General features: G+C 74.3%; 18 protein-coding genes and 1 pseudogene. 10 read left to right on the top strand and 9 right to left on the bottom strand.

Annotated elements, in window-relative coordinates:
* Positions 1–10 precede the first annotated feature (10 nt).
* The gene (locus tag BMW85_RS25685; protein ID WP_218155923.1) at positions 11–1477 is read right to left on the bottom strand and encodes an AAA family ATPase; all 1467 of its coding nucleotides are present in this window, start codon (positions 1475–1477) and stop codon (positions 11–13) included.
* 164 nt (positions 1478–1641) lie between these two features.
* Between BMW85_RS25685 and BMW85_RS49710 the strand changes: the two genes are divergently transcribed.
* Positions 1642–1797 (top strand): hypothetical protein, encoded by a 156-nt coding sequence (locus BMW85_RS49710; RefSeq protein ID WP_177240879.1) that lies wholly within the window; start codon positions 1642–1644, stop codon positions 1795–1797.
* A gap of 72 nt (positions 1798–1869) precedes the next feature.
* Here BMW85_RS49710 and BMW85_RS25680 read toward each other — a convergent pair whose 3' ends face one another.
* The 6 genes from BMW85_RS25680 to BMW85_RS25655 all read right to left on the bottom strand — a co-directional run bounded on the left by BMW85_RS25680 (position 1870) and on the right by BMW85_RS25655 (position 7893).
* The gene (locus BMW85_RS25680; protein WP_020540236.1) at positions 1870–2124 is read right to left on the bottom strand and encodes a hypothetical protein; all 255 of its coding nucleotides are present in this window, start codon (positions 2122–2124) and stop codon (positions 1870–1872) included.
* Between the two features lie 56 nt (positions 2125–2180).
* Positions 2181–3230 carry an AF_0692 family protein gene (locus tag BMW85_RS25675; RefSeq protein WP_091086063.1) on the bottom strand — a complete coding sequence of 350 codons (1050 nt, stop codon included), beginning with the start codon at positions 3228–3230 and terminating at the stop codon, positions 2181–2183.
* Between the two features lie 62 nt (positions 3231–3292).
* A complete protein-coding gene (locus tag BMW85_RS25670) occupies positions 3293–3886 on the bottom strand; it encodes a response regulator transcription factor (RefSeq protein ID WP_091086360.1) in 594 nt (197 codons plus the stop codon).
* A gap of 32 nt (positions 3887–3918) precedes the next feature.
* Positions 3919–5007: a sensor histidine kinase gene (locus BMW85_RS25665; RefSeq protein WP_091086060.1), complete on the bottom strand. Its 1089-nt coding sequence runs from the start codon at positions 5005–5007 to the stop codon at positions 3919–3921.
* Positions 5008–5119: 112 nt separating this feature from the next.
* Complete coding sequence (locus BMW85_RS25660; protein WP_091086057.1) at positions 5120–6121, bottom strand: endo-1,4-beta-xylanase XynA; 1002 nt, start codon at positions 6119–6121, stop codon at positions 5120–5122.
* A 227-nt stretch (positions 6122–6348) separates the two neighbouring features.
* Positions 6349–7893: an MDR family MFS transporter gene (locus BMW85_RS25655; RefSeq protein ID WP_177240894.1), complete on the bottom strand. Its 1545-nt coding sequence runs from the start codon at positions 7891–7893 to the stop codon at positions 6349–6351.
* 168 nt (positions 7894–8061) lie between these two features.
* On the opposite strand from BMW85_RS25655, the gene BMW85_RS25650 reads away from it, so the two are divergent.
* The 5 genes from BMW85_RS25650 to BMW85_RS25630 all read left to right on the top strand — a co-directional run bounded on the left by BMW85_RS25650 (position 8062) and on the right by BMW85_RS25630 (position 12788).
* Positions 8062–8646, top strand: coding sequence for a TetR/AcrR family transcriptional regulator (locus BMW85_RS25650; protein ID WP_091086052.1), 585 nt, complete (start codon positions 8062–8064; stop codon positions 8644–8646).
* 29 nt (positions 8647–8675) lie between these two features.
* On the top strand, positions 8676–9122 hold the full coding sequence (locus tag BMW85_RS25645) for a GNAT family N-acetyltransferase (protein ID WP_218155922.1): 447 nt from the start codon (positions 8676–8678) through the stop codon (positions 9120–9122).
* A gap of 171 nt (positions 9123–9293) precedes the next feature.
* A complete protein-coding gene (locus tag BMW85_RS25640) occupies positions 9294–10097 on the top strand; it encodes a DUF1275 family protein (RefSeq protein ID WP_091086049.1) in 804 nt (267 codons plus the stop codon).
* Positions 10098–10155: 58 nt separating this feature from the next.
* A complete protein-coding gene (locus BMW85_RS25635) occupies positions 10156–11316 on the top strand; it encodes an FAD-dependent oxidoreductase (RefSeq protein ID WP_091086046.1) in 1161 nt (386 codons plus the stop codon).
* Between the two features lie 68 nt (positions 11317–11384).
* Positions 11385–12788 (top strand): MFS transporter, encoded by a 1404-nt coding sequence (locus tag BMW85_RS25630; protein WP_091086045.1) that lies wholly within the window; start codon positions 11385–11387, stop codon positions 12786–12788.
* Positions 12789–12987: 199 nt separating this feature from the next.
* Here BMW85_RS25630 and BMW85_RS25625 read toward each other — a convergent pair whose 3' ends face one another.
* The gene (locus BMW85_RS25625; protein WP_091086042.1) at positions 12988–14274 is read right to left on the bottom strand and encodes an AI-2E family transporter; all 1287 of its coding nucleotides are present in this window, start codon (positions 14272–14274) and stop codon (positions 12988–12990) included.
* Positions 14275–14443: 169 nt separating this feature from the next.
* Here BMW85_RS25625 and BMW85_RS25620 point away from each other — a divergent pair, with 169 nt between their 5' ends.
* A complete protein-coding gene (locus tag BMW85_RS25620) occupies positions 14444–14959 on the top strand; it encodes an XdhC family protein (protein ID WP_091086041.1) in 516 nt (171 codons plus the stop codon).
* A gap of 95 nt (positions 14960–15054) precedes the next feature.
* On the opposite strand, the gene BMW85_RS25615 is transcribed toward BMW85_RS25620, so the two are convergent.
* Positions 15055–17772: a hypothetical protein gene (locus tag BMW85_RS25615; RefSeq protein WP_091086038.1), complete on the bottom strand. Its 2718-nt coding sequence runs from the start codon at positions 17770–17772 to the stop codon at positions 15055–15057.
* A 131-nt stretch (positions 17773–17903) separates the two neighbouring features.
* Between BMW85_RS25615 and BMW85_RS51320 the strand changes: the two are divergent.
* The 3 genes and pseudogenes from BMW85_RS51320 to malQ all read left to right on the top strand — a co-directional run.
* A pseudogene (locus tag BMW85_RS51320) lies at positions 17904–18023 on the top strand (early set domain-containing protein); the annotation flags it as partial.
* Positions 18023–19654: a malto-oligosyltrehalose trehalohydrolase gene (gene treZ / locus BMW85_RS25610; RefSeq protein ID WP_245775056.1), complete on the top strand. Its 1632-nt coding sequence runs from the start codon at positions 18023–18025 to the stop codon at positions 19652–19654. The pseudogene BMW85_RS51320 and the gene treZ, both read left to right, overlap by 1 nt.
* A 4-nt stretch (positions 19655–19658) precedes the next feature.
* Entirely contained in the window at positions 19659–21500 is a 1842-nt protein-coding gene (gene malQ / locus BMW85_RS25605) for a 4-alpha-glucanotransferase (RefSeq protein WP_091086036.1), read from the top strand.
* Positions 21501–21613: the final 113 nt, after the last annotated feature.

Below are 21613 nucleotides of genomic sequence, written 5' to 3'. Positions count from 1 at the left end.
CGGCGGCGGGTCAGCAGGTAGGTGGTGACAGGCGGGCCGGGGTGCGGGTGTCCTTCCGCTCGGTGGGAACCACCCCCTGCGACGCCCCTTCCCGCGAGCCCTCCTGCGACCCGAGGAGGGCTCTGGTGAGGGCCTGGTCGTCGCCCGCCATCGCCCGCAGCGCCGTGTCGAAGTGCTCGTCGGTGAGCGTGGGCGCGCCGGCGCGCAGCGCGATCATGATCACCCGCCGCAGCAGCTCCTTCACGAAGGACGCCGTCACGCCCTCGGTCGCGGCGACCACCTTGCCGGTGTCGGCGTCGATCTGCCGGCCGCGCGCGTACAGCCGGACCAGCCGCTCCCGCGCCGCCGCGTCCGGCCTGGGCACCTCCACCGCGAGGTCCACCCGTCCCGGCCGCTGGACCAGGGCCCGCTCCAGCGCCTCGACCCGGTTCGTGGTCAGCACGAACGTCACGTCCGCGTCCCCGCCGATGCCGTCCATCGCGTCCAGCAGGGAGAACAGCAGCGGGCTGGTCTCGTGGTGGCCGCGGTCCTCGGCGATGAGGTCGACGTCCTCGATGATCACGAGGGACGGCTGCAGCCTGCGGGCCAGCGCCACCGCGTAGTCGAGGCGCCGCATCGCCGGCCCGGTGATGAGCACCGCCGTGTGCTCGCGCAGGCGCCCGATCAGGTACCGGGTGGTGTGGGTCTTGCCCGTTCCCGGCGGCCCGTACAGCAGCAGGCCGCGGCGCAGATGCTGGCCGGCGGCGGTGAGCCGGTCGGCGAGCTCGGCGACGCCGACGATGTGCTCCTCGATGGTCTCCAGCCGTCCCTCCGGCAGCACCACCTCCTCGGCGGCCAGTTCGGGGCGGGGCAGGAAGGTGAGCAGCTCGTTGTCCCGGTGCTCGCTGAAGCCGAAGCTGAGCACCTGGCCGCGGAACGGGTCGTGCGCCCGCTTGAGCCGGTCGATCTCCTCGCGCACCGCCGTCGCGGTGCCTCGCTCGGTCGCGAGCACGGTGAGCAGGCTGTGCGGTTCGTAGTCCTCGCGGTCGCTCAGCGCGAGGACCACCGGCGTGCCGTCCGGCGCGACGGTGGCGACCAGGCCGAGCTGCACGACCTCGATCGTGGCGTCGGGCCCGACCGGGGCCGTGCCGTAGTCGGGGCGGCCGAGCAGCCGGCTTCCGTCGCGCATCGCCGCCAGGAGCATGTTGATGACGCTCTCCCAGCGGCGCTCGCCGCCGACGATGCCGAACCAGCGGGCGTCCGGGGAGTGCCGGTCGAGGTAGAGGTCGGTGGCGGTCTGCAGCGCGGCGTGCTCGTAGAGGCGGTATCTCTCCTCGACGACCACCACGTCACTGAGCGGGCAGCCGAGGTGTTCGGTCACCTTGGTGATCAGGGGGGAGGCGGCGTTGTCCGCGCCGATGCTCTCGGCCACGGCGGTGTAGACCTGCCGCAGGCTCTCGGCCAAGGCGCGCGCGCTCGCGGGATCGATGTCCGTCACGGTCGCCATCATGCCGCACGGGCTGACAGCCGCGCTTGGCGTTATTTAACGTGTTTTGTCGGCATCTTGGCCGCTCGGTCGTTCGTCGGTCTCCACTGAGGGCATCCGCGTGTACGGGGAGTAGCGAACCGCTTCTCTCCGTGACACGCAGAAAGGGAAGTCCGATGGCTCAGGACGCGCGCAAGCCGAAGAGCGGCGACAAGGACAAGAACAAGGGCAAGGCCAAGGGCACGATGCCGGGCCGCAACGGCGCCGACAAGAAGCCGGGCGCCGCCAAGCCCGAGGACTGGAAGAACAACGTGCCGGGCGACCAGGGCTGACGCCTGACGTGCGGGTGCCCTGCGGCTTCTGCCGCAGGGCACCTTGCGTTGTCCGGGATGACGCTGGCGGGATCAGTCGCCGGACTCGCTCATCAGCCGGGTCCAGAAATGCTGCAGCTCCTCGGCGATGTAGCGACGGTAATGAATGCGCTGCCGGCCGTCGTCGTCCCGGTAGACCGAGACCTCGGTATAGGGCGTCCCATCGTCGATGAAACCCGTATGGAGCTGCGCCCAGTCTTCCGCGCGCGGTGTCCACTCCGGAAAAGCCAGCGTAGCGGCGCGGTCCCGGATGGCGATGTGCCAGCGTTCTTCCCCCAATATGGCCATACTCCACGGTGCCAGAGTGACGGTCAGGACCGGGCAAAACACCCCGCCGCAGAGGGTCAGAGCGTGGCCGTCTCCGACGTCCCGCGCGCCGCCGCCCGGACCCGGGACCAGGCCACGGCCAGCAGGACGACGGCGGCCACCGAGAAGGCCGCGTTCCCGGCCAGGTCCACCGCCGGGGTGGCGGGCAGGGCCGGTGGCTGCAGGAAGGAGTGCCAGGCGTAGGTGAGCAGCCAGCCCGCGCCCAGCGCGAACCGCTGCGCCAGCCCCCAGCCCGCCCGCCTGGCCCAGCGGGCGACGAGCGCGTACGCCGCCGCGTACAGGACCAGGTTCGCGGCCACGGCCGGCCACGCGCCGAGGGTGTCGATCGTCAGCGCGGCCAGCCAGAAGGCGAGACCCGCCACCAGCGTGAGCCCCAGCACCGGCCACGGCCCCGGCACCCACCCCCGCACCTGCCCCCGCGCCCCCTCCGCCACTTGCTCTGGCGCCTGCCCCTGTGCCCGCTCCGCCACTGGCTCTGGCGCCTGTCCCCGTGCGCGGCGCAGGGCGAGGGCGGCCAGCAGGGCCGCCACCACGGCCGCCCCCGCGAGCTGCCCGGCCGACGGGCGGTAGACGTCCGGGTTCGTCAGCCCGGTCGCCACCGCGCCCAGCACGTACAGCACCCCGGCCACGACCAGGCCGGGCCGGCCCAGCCACGGCTCCTCCGCCCTGGACGGCACCAGCGCCTCCATGACCGCGATCGGCGCGAGAACGCTGCCCGCCGCGTGCACGCCGCCCAGCACGAACGTCGTCCACCAGGCGCTCATGCCCACGCCCGGCAGCCACGCGTACGACGCCAGGTCCATCCCGGCGAAGTGCGGGTCGAACAGGGACCGGGTGAGCAGGCCCTCCTCCACCACCCCGTACGCGACCGCGAGCAGCACCATGCCCGGCCAGCCCGCGCCCCCGCGGCGGGCCAGCTCGCGGATGAGCAGGGTGCCGCCCCCGTACAGCGGGGCCAGGACGATCAGCGCGGGCAGCGCGGTGACGGGCAGGTTCCCCAGCAGGAACTCACCTGCCAGCGGGGACAGCACGAAGAGCCCGAGAGCGGGCAGAAGGCGTTTTCCCATGCCTCCAGCGTCGCCGGGGCCGGTCGGGGCCGGTAGTGACGTTCGTCAGCAGGGCGCGCGGGTCAGAGCCAGCCCTTGGCCTCGGCGGCGCGGGCGGCCTCGGCGCGGTTGCGGGCGCCGAGCTTGCCGATGGCCGACGACAGGTAGTTGCGCACGGTGCCGTCCGACAGGTGGAGGCGGCGGGCGATGTCGGCCACGGTGCCGCCTTCCGTGGCGGCCCGCAGGACGTCCCGTTCCCGGCCGGTCAGCGGGTTCGCGCCGGTGGAGACGCTGGCGGCGGCCAGCCTGCGGTCGAACACCCGGCCGCCCGCGTGCACCCGCCGCACCGCGTCGGCCAGCTCTCCGGCGCGCGCGTCCTTGACGACGTACCCGGCGACGCCGGCGTCCATGGCCCGCCTGAGGTAGCCCGGCCGGCCGAACGTGGTCAGGATGATCACGCGTACGCCCGTCAGGTCCCCGGCGACGGTGAGGCCGTCGCGGCCGGGCATCTCGATGTCGAGCAGCACCACGTCGGGGCGGAGCGCGGTGACGGCCGGGGCCACCTCGTCGCCTCGGCTCACCTGGCCGACCACCTCCAGGTCCGGCTCCAGGCCGAGCAGCGCCGCCAGCGCCTCGCGTACGAGGTGCTGGTCGTCGGCCAGGAGCACCCGGATCACGCGGGTCACGTCGGTCATGTCGGTCACGCCGGTCATGCGGCCGCGCCCGTCAGCGGCAGGCGGGCGCTCAGCCGGAAGCCGCCGCCCTCGGCGGGACCCCCGTCCAGGACGCCGCCCGCCACCTCGACCCGCTCGGCCAGCCCCCGCAGCCCGTTGCCTGCCGCGCACGCGACGTCCGTACGGCATCCGCCGCCGTCGTCGCTGACCTCCGCATACGCCTCCCCACCCCGCACCCCCAGCCGGATCCGGCAGTGGCGGGCCCCGCTGTGCCGGACCACGTTCGTCGTCCCCTCCCGTACCACCCAGGCGAGCACCGGCTCCACGTCGGCGGGCAGCGGCCCGGCGGCCACCTCCAGCCGCACCCCGGCGGTGGCGAGCGCGCGCCGCGCCCCGTCCAGCTCGTCGGCCAGTGACAGCTCCCGGTAGCCGGTGATCGCCTCCCGCACGTCCGTCAGCGCCTGCCGGGACAGCTCCTCCACCTCCTCGGCCTCCGCCCGCGCCCGTTCCGGGTCGGCGGTGACCAGCCGCGCCGCGAGCTGGCTCTTCACCGTCATGACCGCCAGGCTGTGACCGAGGAGGTCGTGCATGTCGCGGGCGAAGCGCAGCCGCTCGTTGTCCACGGCCAGCCGCTCGACCTCGGCGTTGGCCTGGCTGAGCGCCCGGTTCGCCGACTCCAGCCGGAGGAAGGCGCGCATCGCGAAGGCGAAGATCACGCCTTGCAGCGGGAACCACCAGCGTTCGGCCAGCGACAGGTCGAGCAGCAGCGGGAACGCCAGCGTGACGGCCAGGATCGTGGCCCCGGCCGCCACCGGCAGCGCCCGCTCAGGCAACGACACGGCCACCGCCGCGATGAGGAAGAACCACATCGACAACAACCACAGCTCGCCCAGCAGCGGCGTCATCGCGGCGGCGACCACGTACAGCAGGGCCAGCGCGACCAGGCCCCCCGTCTGGCGCGAGCGCTCCACGCACCACATGACCCACAGGTAGAGCCCGATGAAGGCGGCCAGCCCGGCCGCCGCCAGCGCCACCCGCCCGGGGGAGGGGGAGGAGGCCAGGAACGTGGGCAACGGCCACACCAGGACGACGAGGTAGAGACAGTTCCACAGCCTGCCCTTCACGCCAAGCAGCCTATACAGCCCGCCGCCGGCCGTCCCCTGACGAATGTCACCTCACACCGACGAAAGCGGACGCGGCGGCCGGTCCGGCCGCCGCGTCACGGAAGGGGGGACGTCAGCTCGCGCTGCAGGAGACCGTCGGCCAGGTGTAGTTGCCGTTGTGCTGGATCGTCACCCCCCAGTTGTTGCCGCTGCCGTTGGGCCGGGCGGTGAGGGTCTGGGCGTTCGGGTAACTGGCGCTGATGTTCCAGGTGGCGATGACCTTCGCGGGGGAGGGGACGTTCATCGTCACGGTCCAGTTGCTGGATCCGCTGACGGCGACGTTGAGGTTGTAGCGGTCGCTCCACTGCTGACCGGCGGAGAGCGTCGCGGAGCAGCCGCCGGTGCCGCCACCGCCACCGCCGCCCCCGCCGCCTCCGGAGGAGCTGCCGATCGTGATGTTGGAGTTGCCGCTGCTCTGGTAGCCCTCCGTCGCCAGGATCTGGTAGTCGTGGCTGCCGAGGCTCATGCCGTTGCGGGCCCAGGCGTCGAAGTGGTTGCCTGCGGTGATGGTCCCGCCGGTCCGCTTCGACTGCCGGACGCTCCAGTACTGGTTGAAGGTCTTGTTGCCCTCGATGGAGGGGGCGTTGTAGCGGGTGGTCTGGTAGATGTCGTACGTGCCGCCGTCGCTGGTCACGGTGCCCTTGTACGTCCCGGTGGGCCGGTAGGTGCCCCAGTTGTCGACGATGTAGTACTCGATGAGCGGGTTTCGCGTCCACCCGTAGAGGGTCAGGTAGGCGTTGCCCGACGGGTTGAAGCTGCCGGAGTAGGTCACGGTCCTGCGGGCGCCGGTGCTCCAGCCCTTGCCGGCGACGAAGTTGCCGGTGTTGCTCCAGGACGTGCTGTAGTTGCCGCCGGAGCCGAGGTTCATGGAGACGGTGCCCTGGCTGTCGGTCCAGAACGAGTAGAAGTAACCGTTGTTGGTGCCCGTCTGGTTCGAGGTGACGGTCGTGTCGGCGCCGGCGGTGCCGGGGAGGACCAGCGCGGACAGGATCAGCGCGAGGGCCGAGGCGCCGCCGAGTAGCAGCCGGAGACGGCCGCCGCGGCGGGATCGGTGACGGGTCGGGACGTCGTTCATCGGATCTCCTCCACCACAGTTGCCATCGAAAATATCGGCGAACTGGCGAAAGTATCGAACCCGTCAAGAGGGCTGTCAATGGCTCGAATGGTCGTGGCTGCCCCGGCTGGACGTCCACGGTTTCCGCGATCAGGGATAATGCCTCCGACAGCTCTTGAAAGTTTCGGATAGTTTCCGAACAAGGAGAAGGCCGCGCCCCTCAGGAACGCGGCCTTCTTGATCGAAGGTCAGGCCTTGCCCGCGACCTCCTGCTCGGCGGCCTCACCGGCCGGCTCGGGCAGGTCCAGGCTGTCGCGCAGCTTGGCGGGCCGCAGGAACGCCGCGGCGATCAGGCCGACCACGGCGATGCCCGCCGAGACGAGGAAGATGTGGCCGGTGGCGTCGCCGTACGCGGCCCGGACGATCTCCTTGATCGGCTCCGGCATCTCGGCGATGTTGAGGCTCTTGCCCGCCTGGCTTCCCGTGACCGGGATGCCCGCCTTGGCGAGGCCCTCGGTGATGCTGGTCGCCACCCGGTTGGCCAGGATGGCGCCGAGCACCGACACGCCGACGGTGCCGCCGAGCGAGCGGAAGAACGTGATCGCGCCGCTGGCCGCGCCGATCTCGCGCAGCGGGACGGTGTTCTGGATGACCAGCACCAGGTTCTGCATGGACATGCCGACGCCGACGCCGACGGCCAGCATGTAGAGCGACACCAGGACCAGGGACGTCTGGTGGTCGATGGTCGACAGCCCGACGAAGCCCGCCAGCAGCACGACCAGCCCGACCAGGATGTACGGCTTCGTCTGCCCGCTCCTGGACACCATCCGGCCGCTGATCGTCGAGGAGAACAGCACGCCGACCATCATCGGGATGGTCAGCAGGCCCGCGGCGGTGGGACCGTACCCGCGGCCGATCTGGAAGTACTGGCCGAGGAACACCGCGCCGCCGAACATCGCCATGCCGACCGCGAGGCTGGCCAGGATGGCGAGGGCCGGGTCGCGGCGGCGGACGACGTGCAGCGGCACGACCGGCTCGCGCACCTTGGACTCCACCAACGTGGCCAGGGCGAGCAGCACCACGCCGCCGCCGACCATGGCGGCCGTCTGCCAGGACAGCCAGTCGAAGGAGTTGCCGACGAAGGTCACCCAGATGAGCAGGACGCTGACGCCCGCGGCGATGAGGGCGGCGCCCCAGTAGTCGATGCTCACGTCCGTGCGGCGCACGGTGGGCAGGTGCAGGGTCTTGGCCAGCAGCGCGAAGGCGGCGACGGTGAACGGCACCGCGATGAAGAAGCACCAGCGCCAGCCGAGCCACGAGGTGTCGGCGATGAAGCCGCCGAGCAGCGGGCCGCCGACGGTGGCCACGGCCATGACCGCGCCGAGGTAGCCGTTGTAACGGCCGCGCTCCTTCGGGCTGATCATGGCGGCGATCACGACCTGGGCGAGGATCTGCAGCGCGCCCATGCCGAGGCCCTGGAGCGCGCGGAAGGCGATGAGCTGCCCGGTGTTCTGGGCGAAACCGCAGGCCAGCGAGGCCACCATGAAGATCACGATGGCGATCTGGAGCAGCAGCTTCTTGTTGAACAGGTCCGCGAGCTTGCCCCAGATCGGGGTCGAGGCGGTCGAGGCCAGCAGGGACGCGGTGACGACCCAGGTGTACTGCGACTGGCTGCCGTTCAGCGCGCCGATGATCTGCGGGAGCGCCACCGAGACGACGGTGCCGCTGATCATGGCCACGAACAGCACGAGGAGCAGGCCGCTCAGTGCTTCGAGTACCTGCCGATGGGTCATCGGCTCCGCCGCGGACGGCGCTGCCGGCTGTGCGCTCACGCGCAACCTCCTGTGGGGGAACGAACGTCAGGGAATGGTCCCGGATCGCGGGACCTGGACACCCTACATGCACATCGGGAAACTTTGCGCACTGGGCATATATTCCCGGCGGGTAGACTTCTCTCCATCATGAGCAGCACGCCAGGGCTGCGTGAGCGCAAGAAGGCCGAGACCCGCCAGGCGGTTCACGAGGCAGCGCTCCGGCTCACCCTCGAACACGGACTCGACAACGTCACCGTCGAGGCCATCGCCGACGCCGCCAACATCTCCCGCCGCACGTTCAGCAACTACTTCGCCGGCAAGGAGGACGCCCTCCTGTACGGCGACGAGCAGCGGTTCGGCACGCTCGTGCGGCGCGTACGCGACCAGCCGCCCGAGCGGACCGCCTGGCAGGCGCTGCGCTCCGCCCTGGAGGTCCTCTACGACGAGGCCGGCGGCGGCGACCGCGAGCTGCTCGTACGCACCCGTCTCGCCATGCGCCACCCCTCCCTGCTGGCCCGGCAGCTCACCGTCCGGGTCCGGCTGGAGAACGAGCTCAGCGAGGCGGTCACCGGCCGCGCCCTGCCCGACGGCGTACGCCCCGAGGTGATCACCGCGGCGTTCCTGGCCGCCCTGCGCGTCGCCACCCAGTGGTGGTGCGCGGGCAACGACGAACGCGACTTCCGCCAGCTCATCGACCAGGCACTCGACCAGATCGCGGGCCGGTTCCGCTGACCCCGGCCCGCCGCTCTACGCTGGTCCGCGTGCTGATCCGCCCGAGAACCCCCGGTGACCTGGAGGCGTGCGTCAAGGCCCTCGCCGGCGTGCACGCCGCCGACCGCTACCCCGTGGACTGGCCGGACGACCCCGGCGGCTGGCTGACGCCTGGCGGGCTGGAGCGGGCATGGGTGGCCGCCGAGGACGGGGCGGTGCTCGGGCACGTGGGGCTGACCGCTGACCTGGAGGTCACCCGGCTGTTCGTCGTCCCGGCCGCGCGGGGGCGGGGGCTCGCCGAGCTGCTTCTCGACGCCGCCCGCGCCGCGGCGCGCGGGCGGCCGGTCACGCTGGAGGTCTCCTCCGAGGGGACGGCGGCCATCGCCCGCTACGAGCGCTCCGGCTGGCGCCGCACCGGCAGCAGCCGCGCCACCTGGCTGAACGCGGCCGGCGAGCCCGCACTCCTGCACCACTACGTGAGCCCGCCCCCGCACTGACCCGCCCCCGCACCGATCCCCCGCAAAGACCTGGCAAGGTTCGCGCCCTCCGGGTCGGGCCGCGTCGCCGGACGGGGTAGACGTCCCGGGAAGCGGGACGAACGCGGAGGCGAGGATGAGGCTCACCGTGGCGCGAACGGCGCCCGCCGCCCGCACGCCCGCACCCGGCTGATGCCCGCTGGCCCGGCGGGACCGGCCCCGCCGGCCGGGGGCGGCCACCCGGCCGGAGGCGGTCACTCGGCTGGAGACGCCGCCGCGCCCCAGGACGGCCCGCCGTCCGGCGGCGGGTGGCTGACCCTGCTGGCCGTCACGCTCACCATCGGCACCGGGACGCTGGACGTGGCCGGCTTCGCCCGCCTCGGCGGCGTGTTCAGCAGCGTCATGACCGGCAACCTGGTGGTGTGCGGGTTCGCGATCGGCACCGCCGCCTTCGCGCAGCTCCTGACCGGGGTCACGGCCATCGGCGGTTACGCGGCGGGCGTCCTCGCCGGCACCCGCCTCACCAGCCGGTTCCGCGGCCGACGGGAGGCGGCGGCGGGCGGGGCCAGGTGGAGGTGCCCGCGAGGGGTGATCGTGGCGCTGGCGGCGGAGCTGGCCGTGCTCGCCGTGTTCGCCACCGGCTGGGTGGTCGCCGGCGTCAGGCCCGCCGCCGGGCCGCTGCACGCGCTGCTCGCCCTGGCGGCCGGGGCGATGGGCCTGCAGAGCGCGGCGATGCGCGGGCTCGGCGGCGGCCACAGGGTGTCGACGACGTACCTGACCGGGACGCTCACCGGGGTCGTCGCCGCGCTCATCACGGTCGGCCGCCCGCAGGGGGCCCGGCTGCGCGACCTGTCGGTCCTGGCCGCGGTCCCGGTCGGCGCCGCCGGGGGAGCGCTGGTCCTCGCGTACGCGCCCGCCGCCCTTCCCGCCATCCCTCTGGCGACGGTGCTGACCGCCGTGACGGTGTCGACCCTCCTGCACCGCTCCGGATCATGAACCGCGGACCCCTTGTGCTCTACTAGATGTAGTACTACGAAAAGTAGAGGGATGGGTCATGCGCATCGTCATCGTGGGAGCCGGCATCGCCGGGCTGGCGGCGGCCAGGGGATTACGTACGGCGGGACACGAGGTCACCGTCCTCGAACGCGCGCCCGCCCTGCGCGACGGCGGCTATGCGATCGTCCTGTGGAGCAACGGCACCGCCGTCCTGCGCGACCTCGGCGTCCCCCTGGACGGCCTGGGCCGGCGGCTCGACGCCCTGGAGGTGCGCAGCGCCCGCGGCCGGCCGGTGATGACGGTGGACACCGCCCGGCTGGAACGCGAGCTCGGCGCGCCGACGATGGTCGTCCCCCGCCGCACCCTGATCGCCCGGCTCGCCGAGGGCCTGCCGGAGGACACCGTACGCTTCGGCGCCCGCGTCACCCGGCTCCACGACGACGGCCGGACCGTCCGCGCCGAGACCGAGGACGGCACGGAGCACACCGGCGACCTGCTCATCGGCGCCGACGGCGTCAACAGCCCGGTCCGCGCCGCCCTCTTCGGCGCCGCCCCCGGAACCGGCGCCCGCCCGACCGGCGCGGCCACCTGGCAGGGGCTGATCCCCGCCCCCTTCGACCTCGGCTCCCGCTCCCGGCTCTTCCTCGGCCGCCACGGTCTCGTCGGCCTGCACCCGGCGGGCGACGGCATGCTGCAATGGCTCATCGACCTGCGCCTGCGGCCCGGCGACGAAGCCGGCCCCGAACGCGCGCTGGCCGAGCTGCGCGAGCGGTACGCGGCCTACGCCCCGCCCGTCCCCGCCCTGCTGGCGGCGCTGTCCGAGAAGGACCTCGAGCTCTTCCCCCACACCCGGCGCCGCGCTTCCCTCCCCTGGGGGCGCGGGCGCAGCCTGCTCATCGGGGACGCGGCGCACGCCATGCCGCCCATCCTGGCCCAGGGCGCGGGCCAGGCGCTGGAGGACGTCGCGGCGCTGGCCCACACCCTCGCCGGAGCTACCGGAGAGGACGCCGCCGCGGCGCTGCCCGCGTACGAGCGCGCCCGCAGGCGGCGGGCCGTCCTGGCCTCGGCGGCCGCCACCCGGGGCGTCGCGACCGCAGGGCCGCGTACGGCGTTCCAGACCGAGACCGCCCTGCGCGGCGCCGTCGCGCTGCCCGACCGGCTGGCCACCTGGCTGTTCGGCCGGCTCGTCACGGGCGTCAGCAACCGGCTCGGCCGCTGACCCGCGTACCCGCCCGGGCCGCAAGGATCTTCAAGACCGGGCGGGCCCGCACGCCCGATGCTGCGGGGATGACCACTCTCGTTCCCCCGCCCGGCACGGCGCTCCGGCCGGGCCGGATGCTGGCCGTGCTGCTCACCGGGCAGGCCATGGCGTCCATGGACGGCTCGATCGTGTCCGTGGCGGCCGAGACCATCCGCGCCGAGCTGCACGCGGACGGCGCGGCCGTCCAGCTCGTCGTGTCGGGCTACCTGCTGACCACCGGCGTGCTCCTGGTCACCTGCGCCAGGATCGGCGACCTCGTCGGCCACCGGAGGGCGTTCCTGCTCGGGCTCGCCTGGTTCACGGCGGCGTCGCTGCTGTGCGGGCTCGCGCCGGGACCGGCCGCGCTGGTGGCCGCCCGGGTCGCGCAGGGGATGGGGGCGGCGCTGCTCACGCCGCAGATCTTCTCCCTCATCCAGCTCCACCACGAGGGCGCGGCCCGCCGCCGGGCGATCGGCGTCTACAGCATGGTGCTGGCCCTCGGGGTCGCGCTGGGCCAGGTCGTGGGAGGGCTGGTGGCTGGGGCCGACCTGTTCGGGCTGTCGTGGCGGCCGGTGTTCCTCGTCAACGTGCCGGTCGGCGTCGCCGTGCTGCTGGCGGGGCGGCGCGTGCTGCCGCGTACGCGGACCTCCGGGCCGGCCCGGCTCGACCCGGCCGGCGTCGCCGTCCTGACCGTCGCGATGACCGCGCTGACCGTTCCGCTCATCTTCGGCCGGGAACAGGGCTGGCCCGCCTGGGCGTGGCTCTCGCTCGCCGGCGGGGCTGCGCTGCTGGCGGCCTTCGCCCGGTACGAGGCCCGGGCCAGGCACCCGCTGCTGGACCCGGCGGCGCTGCGGCCGGCCGGGGTCAAGCCGGGCCTGGCCGCCTGCTGGATCGTCATGGGCTGCTACACCGTGTTCCTGCTCACGCTGACCCTGCACCTGCAGTCCGCGCTGAGGTTCCCACCGCTGCTCGCCGGGCTGGCGTTCGTCCCCTACGCCGTCGGCTTCGGCGCGCTCAGCCTCACCTGGGCCCGCTACCCGCGCCGGGTCCAGGCCGCCCTGCCGATCGCCGGGCCGCTCGCGTTCGCCGCCGGAGCGCTCCTGCTCGTGCTGCTCCTCCGCGACCGGTGGGAGCCGGTCGCGGCCGTCCCGCTGCTGCTCCTCGCCGGAGCCGGGCACGCCGCCGCGTACAGCCCGCTCATCGCCAGGATCACCACGCTGGTCGAGCCGCGGCTGGCGTCCGCCGTCTCGGCGCTGAACGCCACCGGGCCCGTGCTCGCCGGGGTGACCGCCGTCGCCGGGCTCGGCAGCGTCTACTTCGCCGCGCCGGCCTCGGCCGACGGCCTCCTGCGCGTCGTGGCCGCCGTCGCCGCCCTCCTCGCGGCAGGAGCGGCGTGCGCCGCCCGGGTCGCCGTGGCCGCCCGCGCCAGGCGGGCACTCGCGGACGACTGAATCGCCCGCTCCGCCCGCCTGCTCGCGGCTGATCAGCGTTTCATCCAGCGCCGCCCCGGCGGCAGGAACAGCGTCACCAGGGCGGCGGCCACGGCGAGGGCGAGAACGAGCAGAACGCGACGCATTGACTTCTCCTATGGGTGAAAACTGGCTGACAGACCACGAATACCCACAGTAGTTGTCCGATTACACCTGCCGATCAGTGCCGGTCCTGTCGCGGCAGCGTCACCTCGTACAGGACGAGCTGGATCGCCGCCGCGATCGGGATGGCCAGCAGCGCTCCCACGACGCCGAGCAGCGCCCCGCCGATCAGGGCCGCGATGATGGTGACCGCGGCCGGCACGTCCACGGACGACATCATGATCCGGGGTGCGATCAGGTAGTTCTCGATCTGCTGGTAGACGATGAAGAAGATCAGGCAGGCGATGCCCGTCGGCAGCGACACGAACAACCCGACGAGCGTCCCGATGGCCGCCCCGATCGTGGCGCCGACCAGGGGGATCAGGTCGGTGATCGCCACGATGAGGGAGAGCGCGAGCGCGTACGGCACGCGCGCGATCGACAGGAAGACGAACGTCGTGACGCCCGCGATCAGCGAGATCAGCAGGTTGCCCGCCACGTAGCCGCCGATCCGCTTGATGACCTCGTCGCCCAGCAGCCGGACGCGCTCGCGGCGGCTGGCGGGCACCAGCCGGTAGCCGAGCGAGGTGATCGAGCGCAGCGACGCCAGCAGGTACAACGTCAGGATCAGCACCGTCAGCGCCGAGAACACGGCGCTGACCACCACCCCGGCCGCGCCCAGCAGCCCGCCGAAGACCTGCCGCCCGAGATCGCCGCTCAGCAGGTACTGCTGCAGCCGGTCGAGCAACTGGTACTGCTGGTCGAGCGCGCGGACCTGCGGATGGTTCTGCAGCTCGCCGATGTAGGCCGGGAGCTGCGTGACGAAGTCGCCGGTCTGCGTGGCCAGCGGAGGCACCACGGCCACGCCGAAGCCGACGAAGAAGACGATCACAGCGGCGAAGACCGCCGTGATCGCCCACTGTCGCGACAGCCCGCGCTCCTCCAGCCGGGTCACGGCCGGGTTGAGCCCGATGGCGAGGAACAGCGAGACCACGATGAGGATCAGCACCGACGCCGACGCGGCCAGCGCCTGCACCAGCAGCCACGCGCTCAGCACCCCCAGCGCGGCGGTGAAGCCGAACGCGAACGGATGGCCGGTCAGGGCGCGCCCGGGGCGGCCGAAGTAGCCTTCGACCTCGCCGCGCCGCCCTCGCGAGGCGGCGGGCTCGCCCCGCACGTCGTCGGCGAGCAGACGGTACGCGTCCCGGTCGGCCGCGTCACCGGCCGCGTCACCGGCCGCGTCACCGGCCGCGTCGCCTGGGGCGCCGGTTGCGCCGGCCGGGGCATCAGCGGGCCCGTCGGCGGCGGCGCCGGCGGGGCTGGGGTGATCGGCGCCAGGGCCGGTCGGGGGGTGCGGGCGCGTCATCAGGAACCTCCGGGGAGACCCTCGCCTGCGGCCTCTTCTACGGGCCCCAGCCGGGGAGAACCGGCATGGCTACTTCCCGGCCGCCGCCGGATATTCACCCCGTGATGGAATCGTTGCCGGACGGCCAGGGCACCCCCTGCGGCCCGCCGTCACGTGTCACACTGCGGACATGACCCACACCCACGACGAGGACCCGGCCTGCGAGGTGGCCCACGGCGACGCCCCCGCGCAGGAGACCGGGCGCACGCTGGTCGCCGTCTTCGCGTCCCCGGTGGCCGAGTGCCTGCTGCGCCTCGGCGCCGAGCTGGGCTTCCGGCCGGTCCTGCTGGAGCCCGACCCGGCGCGCGGCCTCGACGGCTTCCCCGCCGTACGCGAGATCGGCGAGCACGTGGACACCACGGCCGACGTCGTGCTCACCGACCACCACCGCGACGAGATCGGCCCCGTCCTGCGCGACCTGCTCAAGTCGCCGGCCCGCTGGATCGGCATCATGGGCAGCCCCCGCCACGTCGGCCCGCACGTGCGGGCGCTGGCCGACCTCGGAGTGCCGCCCGAGGAGGTGGCCCGCGTCCACCGCCCGATCGGGCTCAACATCGGCTCCCGCACCCCGCCGGAGATCGCCGTCGCCACCCTGGCCGGGCTGCTCGCCGACCGCAACGGACGCCCCGGCGGGTTCGCCTTCTAGCGATGCCGCCCGGTGCCGCTCGCTCCCAAGCCGCCGCGCGGCCGGTCGGCAAGTGCTCGCGCCGGCGCACGGTGTGGACCCAGGGCGGCTGACGGTCAACGGCAGGCGTCCTCCTGCGCGAGCTGCCCGTGCAGCCGGCGGGCCGCGCGGACGAGCCCGCTCGACCCGGTACGCGCGGCGATGGCCGCGACCTCGGGGATCACGCCACGCGCCCCGGCCCACCCGGCCACCTCGGCGGCGAACTCCAGCATCCGGGTGTGGGCGGAGGTGGCCCGTTCGCCCGGCCCCGGCAGGTGGACCGGCAGCAGGCCGCTCATGATCTGCCAGACCTCCCTATGGACGCCCTGCCGCGCGCACTCGTCGAGTGCCCGCACCACCACGGCCGGTCTGACGCGGTCGAGCAGGCGCAGGCACCGCCCCAGTTGCCGGCCGCACTCGACGGCGGGCAGGGAGCCTGTGGCGACCGCGCGCAGCAGCGGCTCCCTGCAGCGTTCGGCGGACCAGCCCTCCTCGCCCAGCAGGATGCCCAGCAGCAGCGCCATCCCTTCACCCACCGGCCCCTCCTGGTGGCAGAGCCGGGAGATCTCCGGCTGCAGGCCGCCCGGCCCCCGCCAGTCGTCGTACAGATAGGGGACGAGGTGCATGGCCATGACCTCCCGGTCGGAGGGCAGCACGAGCCACCACACCGACTGGTAGTAGCTCACCCAGCGGCGGGACGGCGGGTCGCGGAACAGCGTGTCCACGAACGCGATCCCGGTCGGCTCGTGCCGGACGCGCGCCAGCGGGCGGACGCCGGGCGTCGCCGACCACTCGACGCCGGTCACGGGCTCGGGCCGGTGGGTCAGCCAGCGCGTCAGCGTGGCGCCCGCCTCGGAGGTAAGCCGGCCGGCGCGGGCCACCACGTCGGGGTCCACGGCGCGCGGCAGCCTCAGCAGCGCCTGCCCCAGATCGTCGGGCAGGGGCCGGACGCCGTCACGCTCGTAGCCTTCGAGCCTCGCGACCAGCTCGGCCGGGTCCAGGTGACCGGAGGTGCAGGTGGGGGTGGCCAGCAGGTAAGGCGGCAGCGCCCCCTCCACCAGCGCGGCATGGACCTCGGCGCAGCGCCGCAACAGGGCGAAGTGGAGCGGCGCGATCTGCCCCGGGCCGGGCAGCCGCCCCTCGGCGGTGAGCGCGACGGCCTCCCCGGCGGCGGCGCGGAGCAGGACCTCCGTCCACTGCTCCAGGCACAGCCACTCGCCCACCAGGCGCAGGTCCGTCACGTCGGCCGGCGCCCTCCTGGCGTGCGGGTGCCGGACGAAGCCGTCGAGCCAGCGCTCGAAGGCGAACTCGTGATCCAGCCGGTTGAAGGTGCCGGCCAGCGCCTCCATCGCGGGGCGGACCGGACGGCGGGCGGGCGCGTCGAACTTGGGCGGCTCGCCCGGCTCGAAGGCGTCGGCGGGCGCGGCCTCGGTCTCGACCGCGCCGTAGCCGGGGGCCAGGCGGGCCGCGAGGTCGGGCGGCAGGACGGCCGCCGCCTCCCGCACCGTCTCCGCGCCCACGGCCGACAACCGCCGCGCGTGCTTGACGGCCCAGCGGACCGCGCGCTCGCGCACCTCGTACGACTCGCACAGGAACGCCGAGGCGAGCGCCGGCGCCAGGTCGTCGAGGTCGCCGGCGGTGTCGCGGGCGGCCCGGTCGAGCAGCGTCAGCCCCGCCCGTACGAGCTTGCTCTCGGGCCGGAACAGCAGCGCCGTCACCGCCTCGCCGACCTCCTCTCCGCTCAGCGTGACGCCGGGCCCGCGCAGCATCCGCAGGGCCAGCTCGGCGACCGGGCCGGGGGCGGCGGGCAGCAGCCGCAGGTAGTCGCGGACCCGTTCCTGGTCGGGGGCTGGATCGAGCAGGTCGTGCAGCCGTACGAAGAAACGCAGGTCGACGGCGGTGCCGCCGCGCAGGAACCGGCGCAGGCAGCCTTCCACGAGCTGTTCGCGGCCGACCAGCGAGGTCTCGGCGAGCGGGCGCAGCCAGGACCGGCCGGAAGGGTCGTCGGCCCGGTCGTCGCGCAGCACCCGGCCCACGCCCTCCACCTCGAACAGCCGGGGGATCAGGTGCGGGGCGAGCGGGTCGGCGGTGAGGTCGGGCGCGGTGGACGCCCAGGCCACGACCAGCGGCTCGTGCGCGGGCGGCGCGCCGCCGGTGCGGCGCAGCAGCTCCAGCGTCAGCCCGGCGGTGCCGTTGTCGAGCTGGGCGCGGGTGCCGCGCAGCCGGGCGGCCAGGCGGGCGGCGAGGTCGGCCTGCCACTCCGCGGGCCGGGCGGCGACGACCCGCAGCAGCGGCTCGATCGGCATCCTCTCGCTCCATTCGGCGAAGTCGCGCCGGAGCAGCCAGTCGGTGACCGCCGCCGCGCCGCCCAGCGTGCCCGCTCCCGCGACGCGGAGCGGCGCGATCCAGACGTTGCGCATGCGCCAGTCGACGACCTGCTGGTGGTGGTGGTAGGGCCCCTCCCACCACCAGCCCTGCGCGACCTGCTCGGCCACGCCCCGGTCCACGTGCTCCCTGACGAACTCCCGCTGGGCCCGCTCCTCCGCCTCCTGCGCCCGCTGCCGGGCCGCGTCGAACCGGGCGTGGGCGGCCTGCCGCGCCTCGCCCACGTACGCGCGCAGCCGGCCCGCGATCTCGCGGCGCTCCTCGGCGCCGAGCCGCAGCACCACGTCGGCCGTCGCCGCCGCGTCACCGGCGGCGACGGCGCGCCGGACGGCGTCCCATCCGCTCAGGCTCGCGGAGATCTCGTCGGGGGGTGGGCAGGCGCGCTCGGGCGCCCGCTGAGCAGTCGTCATGGGCACGCACACTAGAGATCACCACCGACAGATCGAGGGAAGGGCTTGCCGGAGGCGGGAGCGGGTAGGAACCCGCGCGCCCGGCCTTCCGCCCGCCCCGGGACGGAGCGCCAGGCGTTCGCCGCGGATGGATGCCGAGTGGGGGAGCACGGGTGGCGCACGAGTTCCGGGTGTGGGCGCCTGGGCGCGAACGGGTGGAGCTGGTCCTGGGGGAACGCGCGCTCCCCATGCGGCCCGCGGCCGGCGGCTGGTGGGAGCGCACGGTGGAGGAGGCCGGGCCGGGCACGGACTACGCGTACGCGCTGGACGGCGGCCCGCCGCGGCCCGATCCGCGCTCGGCGCACCAGCCGTACGGCCGCACGCGCACTCCCGGACCGTCGACCACGCCGTCTTCCCCTGGACGGACGCCGCCTGGCGGGGCACCCCGCTGCCCGGCGCGGTCCTGTACGAGCTGCACGTCGGCACCTTCTCGCCCGAGGGCACCTTCGACGGCGTGATCGAGCGCCTGCCGCACCTGGCCGCGCTGGGCGTGGACGCGATCGAGCTGATGCCGGTCGCGGAGTTCTCCGGTCGCCGCGGCTGGGGCTACGACGGCGTCTCGCTGTACGCCCCCCATCACGCCTACGGCGGCCCCGACGGCATGAAACGCCTGGTGGACGCCTGTCACGCGCACGGACTCGGCGTCGTCGTGGACGTCGTCTACAACCATCTCGGCCCGTCGGGCAACTACCTGCCGGAGTTCGGCCCGTACTTCACCGGACGCCACACCACCAACTGGGGCGACGGGGTCAACTTCGACGGGCCGGGCAGCGGCGAGGTACGCGCGTTCGTCATCGACAACGCCCTCATGTGGCTGCGCGACTACCACTGCGACGGCCTGCGGCTCGACGCCGTGCACGCCATCGCCGACCACTCGGCCGCGCACGTCCTGGAACGGCTCGCCGAGGAGGTCGCGGAGCTGGCCGCGCACGTGCGCCGCCCGCTGTTCCTCATCGCCGAGAGCGACCTCAACGACCCCCGCTTCGTCCGCTCCCGCGAGAGCGGCGGCTACGGCCTCGACGCCGCTTGGGCCGACGAGTGGCACCACGCCCTGCACGCGGCGCTGACCGGCGAGCGCGACGGCTACTACATGGACTTCGGCCCGCTCGGCCTGCTCGCCAAGGCCCTGCGCCAGGCGTGGGTGTACGACGGCACGTGGTCGCCGCACCGCGGCCGGGCGCACGGGAGGTCACCGGCGGGGCTGTCCGGCCACCGGTTCGTCGTGTGCGCCCAGAACCACGACCAGGTCGGCAACCGGGCGCGGGGCGAGCGGTCCGGCGCGCTGATGAGCGAGGGACGGCTGCGGGTCGCCGCCGCGCTGCTGCTCACCGCCCCCTTCACGCCGATGTTGTTCCAGGGCGAGGAGTGGGGGGCGAGCACCCCGTTCCAGTACTTCACCGACCACGAGGACCCCGAGCTGGGCCGCGCGGTCAGCGCGGGCCGCCGCAGGGAGTTCGCGGCCTTCGGGTGGGAGCCGGGGCAGGTGCCCGACCCACAGGACGCCGCCACCTTCGAACGTTCCCGCCTGGACTGGGGCGAGCCGGGCGAGGAGCCGCACGCCCGCCTGCTCGCCTGGCACCGCGAGCTGATCGCGCTGCGGCGGCGGCTGCCCGTGCTCACCGACGGCCGTCTCGACCGGGTGCGCGCCGACTGCGACGAGGCCGCCGGGCTGGTGTCCGTCGAGCGGGGTCCGGTCCTGGTCGCGGCCAACCTCGGGGACGGTACGCGGGTCGTGCCCGCCCGGGGCCGCGCCCGCCTGCTGGCCGCGTCCGATCCCGGGATCACGCTGTCCGGGGACGACCTGACCCTGCCGCCCGACACCGTGGCGATCCTGGAAGGCTGAGCCGATGACCGACGCGTGGGGGATCGACCACGAGTACGAGGACGCCGCCGGCCGCCACCAGCGGGTGCCTCCTGAGACGGTCGCCGCCCTGCGCGCCGTCATCGGCGTCCCGCCCGACTTCAGCGGCGGCCCGGTGGAGCCGGAGACCCTGGTGATGCGGCGCGGCGACCGGGTCGGGGCCGCCGACCTCGTCCTGGAGGACGGCGCCGAGCTGCGCGTCGACGGCGCCCTTCCGCCCGACCTGCCGTACGGCTACCACACGCTGCGCCGCCCCGGCGAGGACACCGCGCACCGGCTCATCGTCAGCCCCGGCCGCTGCCGGCTGCCCGCCCGCCGGGCCTGGGGGTGGGCGGTGCAGCTCTACGCCGCCCGCTCCCGTACGAGCTGGGGCGTCGGCGACCTGGCCGACCTGCGCCGGCTCGCGAGCTGGGCGGCGGGATGCGGGGCCGGGTTCCTCCTGGTCAACCCGCTGCACGCCGCCGCGCCGGTCGTCCCCGTCCAGCCGAGCCCGTACTATCCGGCCAGCCGCCGCTTCCACAGCCCGCTCTACCTGCGGATCGAGGACGTGCCCGGCGCCGCGGCGGTCCTGGACGAGGAGACCGTGGCCCGCGGGCGCGCGCTCAACGACAGGCCCGAGCTGGACCGCGACGCCGCCTGGCGGCTCAAGCTCGCCGCGCTGGAGGGCATCTACACCGCCGCGCCGCCCGGCGGCGACTTCGAGCGGTGGCGGGCCGCCCGTGGCCGGGCGCTGGAGGAGTTCGCGACGTGGTGCGCCCTCGCCGAGCGGCACGGGCCGAGCCGGCGGGCCTGGCCCGCCGAGTACCAGCGCCCGGACGGTCCCGCCGTGGCCCGCTTCGCCCGCGACCACGCGGACCGGGTCCGCTTCCACGCCTGGCTGCAGTGGCTCACCGGGCGGCAGCTCGCCGCGGCCGTCGCCGAGCTGCCCGTCATGCAGGACCTCCCCGTCGGCGTGGACCCGGACGGGGCCGACGCCTGGTCCTGGCAGGACCTGCTCGCCGAGGGCGTCAGCGTCGGCGCGCCCGGGGACGAGTTCAACGCCGCCGGGCAGGACTGGGGCCTGCCGCCGTTCGTGCCGTGGAAGCTGCGCCGGGCCGGGTACGCGCCGTTCGCGGAGAGTGTCCGCGCCGCCATCGCCGCCTCCGGCGGGCTGCGCATCGACCACGTGATGGGCCTGTTCCGCCTGTGGTGGATCCCGTCGGGCGAGAGCGCCGGCCGGGGCGCCTACGTCCGCTATCCGGCCGGCGACCTGCTCGACATCGTCGCCCTGGAGAGCCATCGCGCCGGCGCGCCGGTGATCGGCGAGGACCTCGGGACGGTCGAGCCCGGCGTGCGCGAGACGCTCGCCGGGCGCGACCTGCTGTCGTACCGCCTGCTCTGGTTCGAGCGGGACGACCCCGCCGCCTGGCCCGAGCGGGCGATGGCCGCCGTCACCACCCACGACCTGCCCACGGTCGCGGGTCTGTGGGACGGCGGCGACCTGGCCGAGCAGCGCCGGCTCGGGCTCGAACCCAACGAGGAAGGCTCACGCGCCCTGCGTGACGCGCTCGCCGCCCACGGCGGCCTCGAACCGGACGCCGGCGCCGCCCAGGCCGTCCTCGCCGCCTATCGGCTGCTGGCCGAGGCGCCGTCACTGCTGCTGACGGCCACCCTCGACGACGCCCTCGCGGCCCGGGGCCGGCCCAACATCCCGGGCGCCGACGGCCTGCGCCCCAACTGGCGGCTGCCCCTGCCGGTGCCGCTGGAGGAGCTGGAGCGGCTGCCCCTGCCCCACGAACTGGGCGACCTGCTGTCCGCCGCGGTCCGCGACAGCGCCAAGGGGCGGTGAACGGCCCCGGTCAGCCAATAAGCGAGAGAGCCGTCACCAACGCCGGCATGAGCCGGCCAGGTGATGCGGACAGTCACGCGCCGCAACCGAAGTGTCGCCGACGGAATATGGTG

The sequence above is a fragment of the Nonomuraea wenchangensis genome (genome assembly GCF_900111685.1).
In the GTDB taxonomy this organism is placed as follows: domain Bacteria; phylum Actinomycetota; class Actinomycetes; order Streptosporangiales; family Streptosporangiaceae; genus Nonomuraea; species Nonomuraea wenchangensis.
Note: the sequence above shows the minus strand (reverse complement) of the source record. Positions and strands in the feature narration are given on the sequence as shown.

Bases quoted from the DNA above. Each gene is read 5' to 3' on its own strand.
- BMW85_RS25635 (WP_091086046.1), top strand. From the start codon at position 10,156: ATGCGCATCGTCATCGTGGGAGCCGGCATCGCCGGGCTGGCGGCGGCC.
- BMW85_RS25660 (WP_091086057.1), bottom strand. From the start codon at position 6,121: ATGAACGACGTCCCGACCCGTCACCGATCCCGCCGCGGCGGCCGTCTC.
- BMW85_RS25630 (WP_091086045.1), top strand. From the start codon at position 11,385: ATGACCACTCTCGTTCCCCCGCCCGGCACGGCGCTCCGGCCGGGCCGG.
- BMW85_RS25675 (WP_091086063.1), bottom strand. From the start codon at position 3,230: ATGGGAAAACGCCTTCTGCCCGCTCTCGGGCTCTTCGTGCTGTCCCCG.
- BMW85_RS49710 (WP_177240879.1), top strand. From the start codon at position 1,642: ATGGCTCAGGACGCGCGCAAGCCGAAGAGCGGCGACAAGGACAAGAAC.
- BMW85_RS25615 (WP_091086038.1), bottom strand. From the start codon at position 17,772: ATGACGACTGCTCAGCGGGCGCCCGAGCGCGCCTGCCCACCCCCCGAC.
- BMW85_RS25680 (WP_020540236.1), bottom strand. From the start codon at position 2,124: ATGGCCATATTGGGGGAAGAACGCTGGCACATCGCCATCCGGGACCGC.
- BMW85_RS25625 (WP_091086042.1), bottom strand. From the start codon at position 14,274: ATGACGCGCCCGCACCCCCCGACCGGCCCTGGCGCCGATCACCCCAGC.
- malQ (WP_091086036.1), top strand. From the start codon at position 19,659: ATGACCGACGCGTGGGGGATCGACCACGAGTACGAGGACGCCGCCGGC.
- BMW85_RS25650 (WP_091086052.1), top strand. From the start codon at position 8,062: ATGAGCAGCACGCCAGGGCTGCGTGAGCGCAAGAAGGCCGAGACCCGC.
- BMW85_RS25655 (WP_177240894.1), bottom strand. From the start codon at position 7,893: ATGACCCATCGGCAGGTACTCGAAGCACTGAGCGGCCTGCTCCTCGTG.
- BMW85_RS25640 (WP_091086049.1), top strand. From the start codon at position 9,294: ATGCCCGCTGGCCCGGCGGGACCGGCCCCGCCGGCCGGGGGCGGCCAC.
- BMW85_RS25620 (WP_091086041.1), top strand. From the start codon at position 14,444: ATGACCCACACCCACGACGAGGACCCGGCCTGCGAGGTGGCCCACGGC.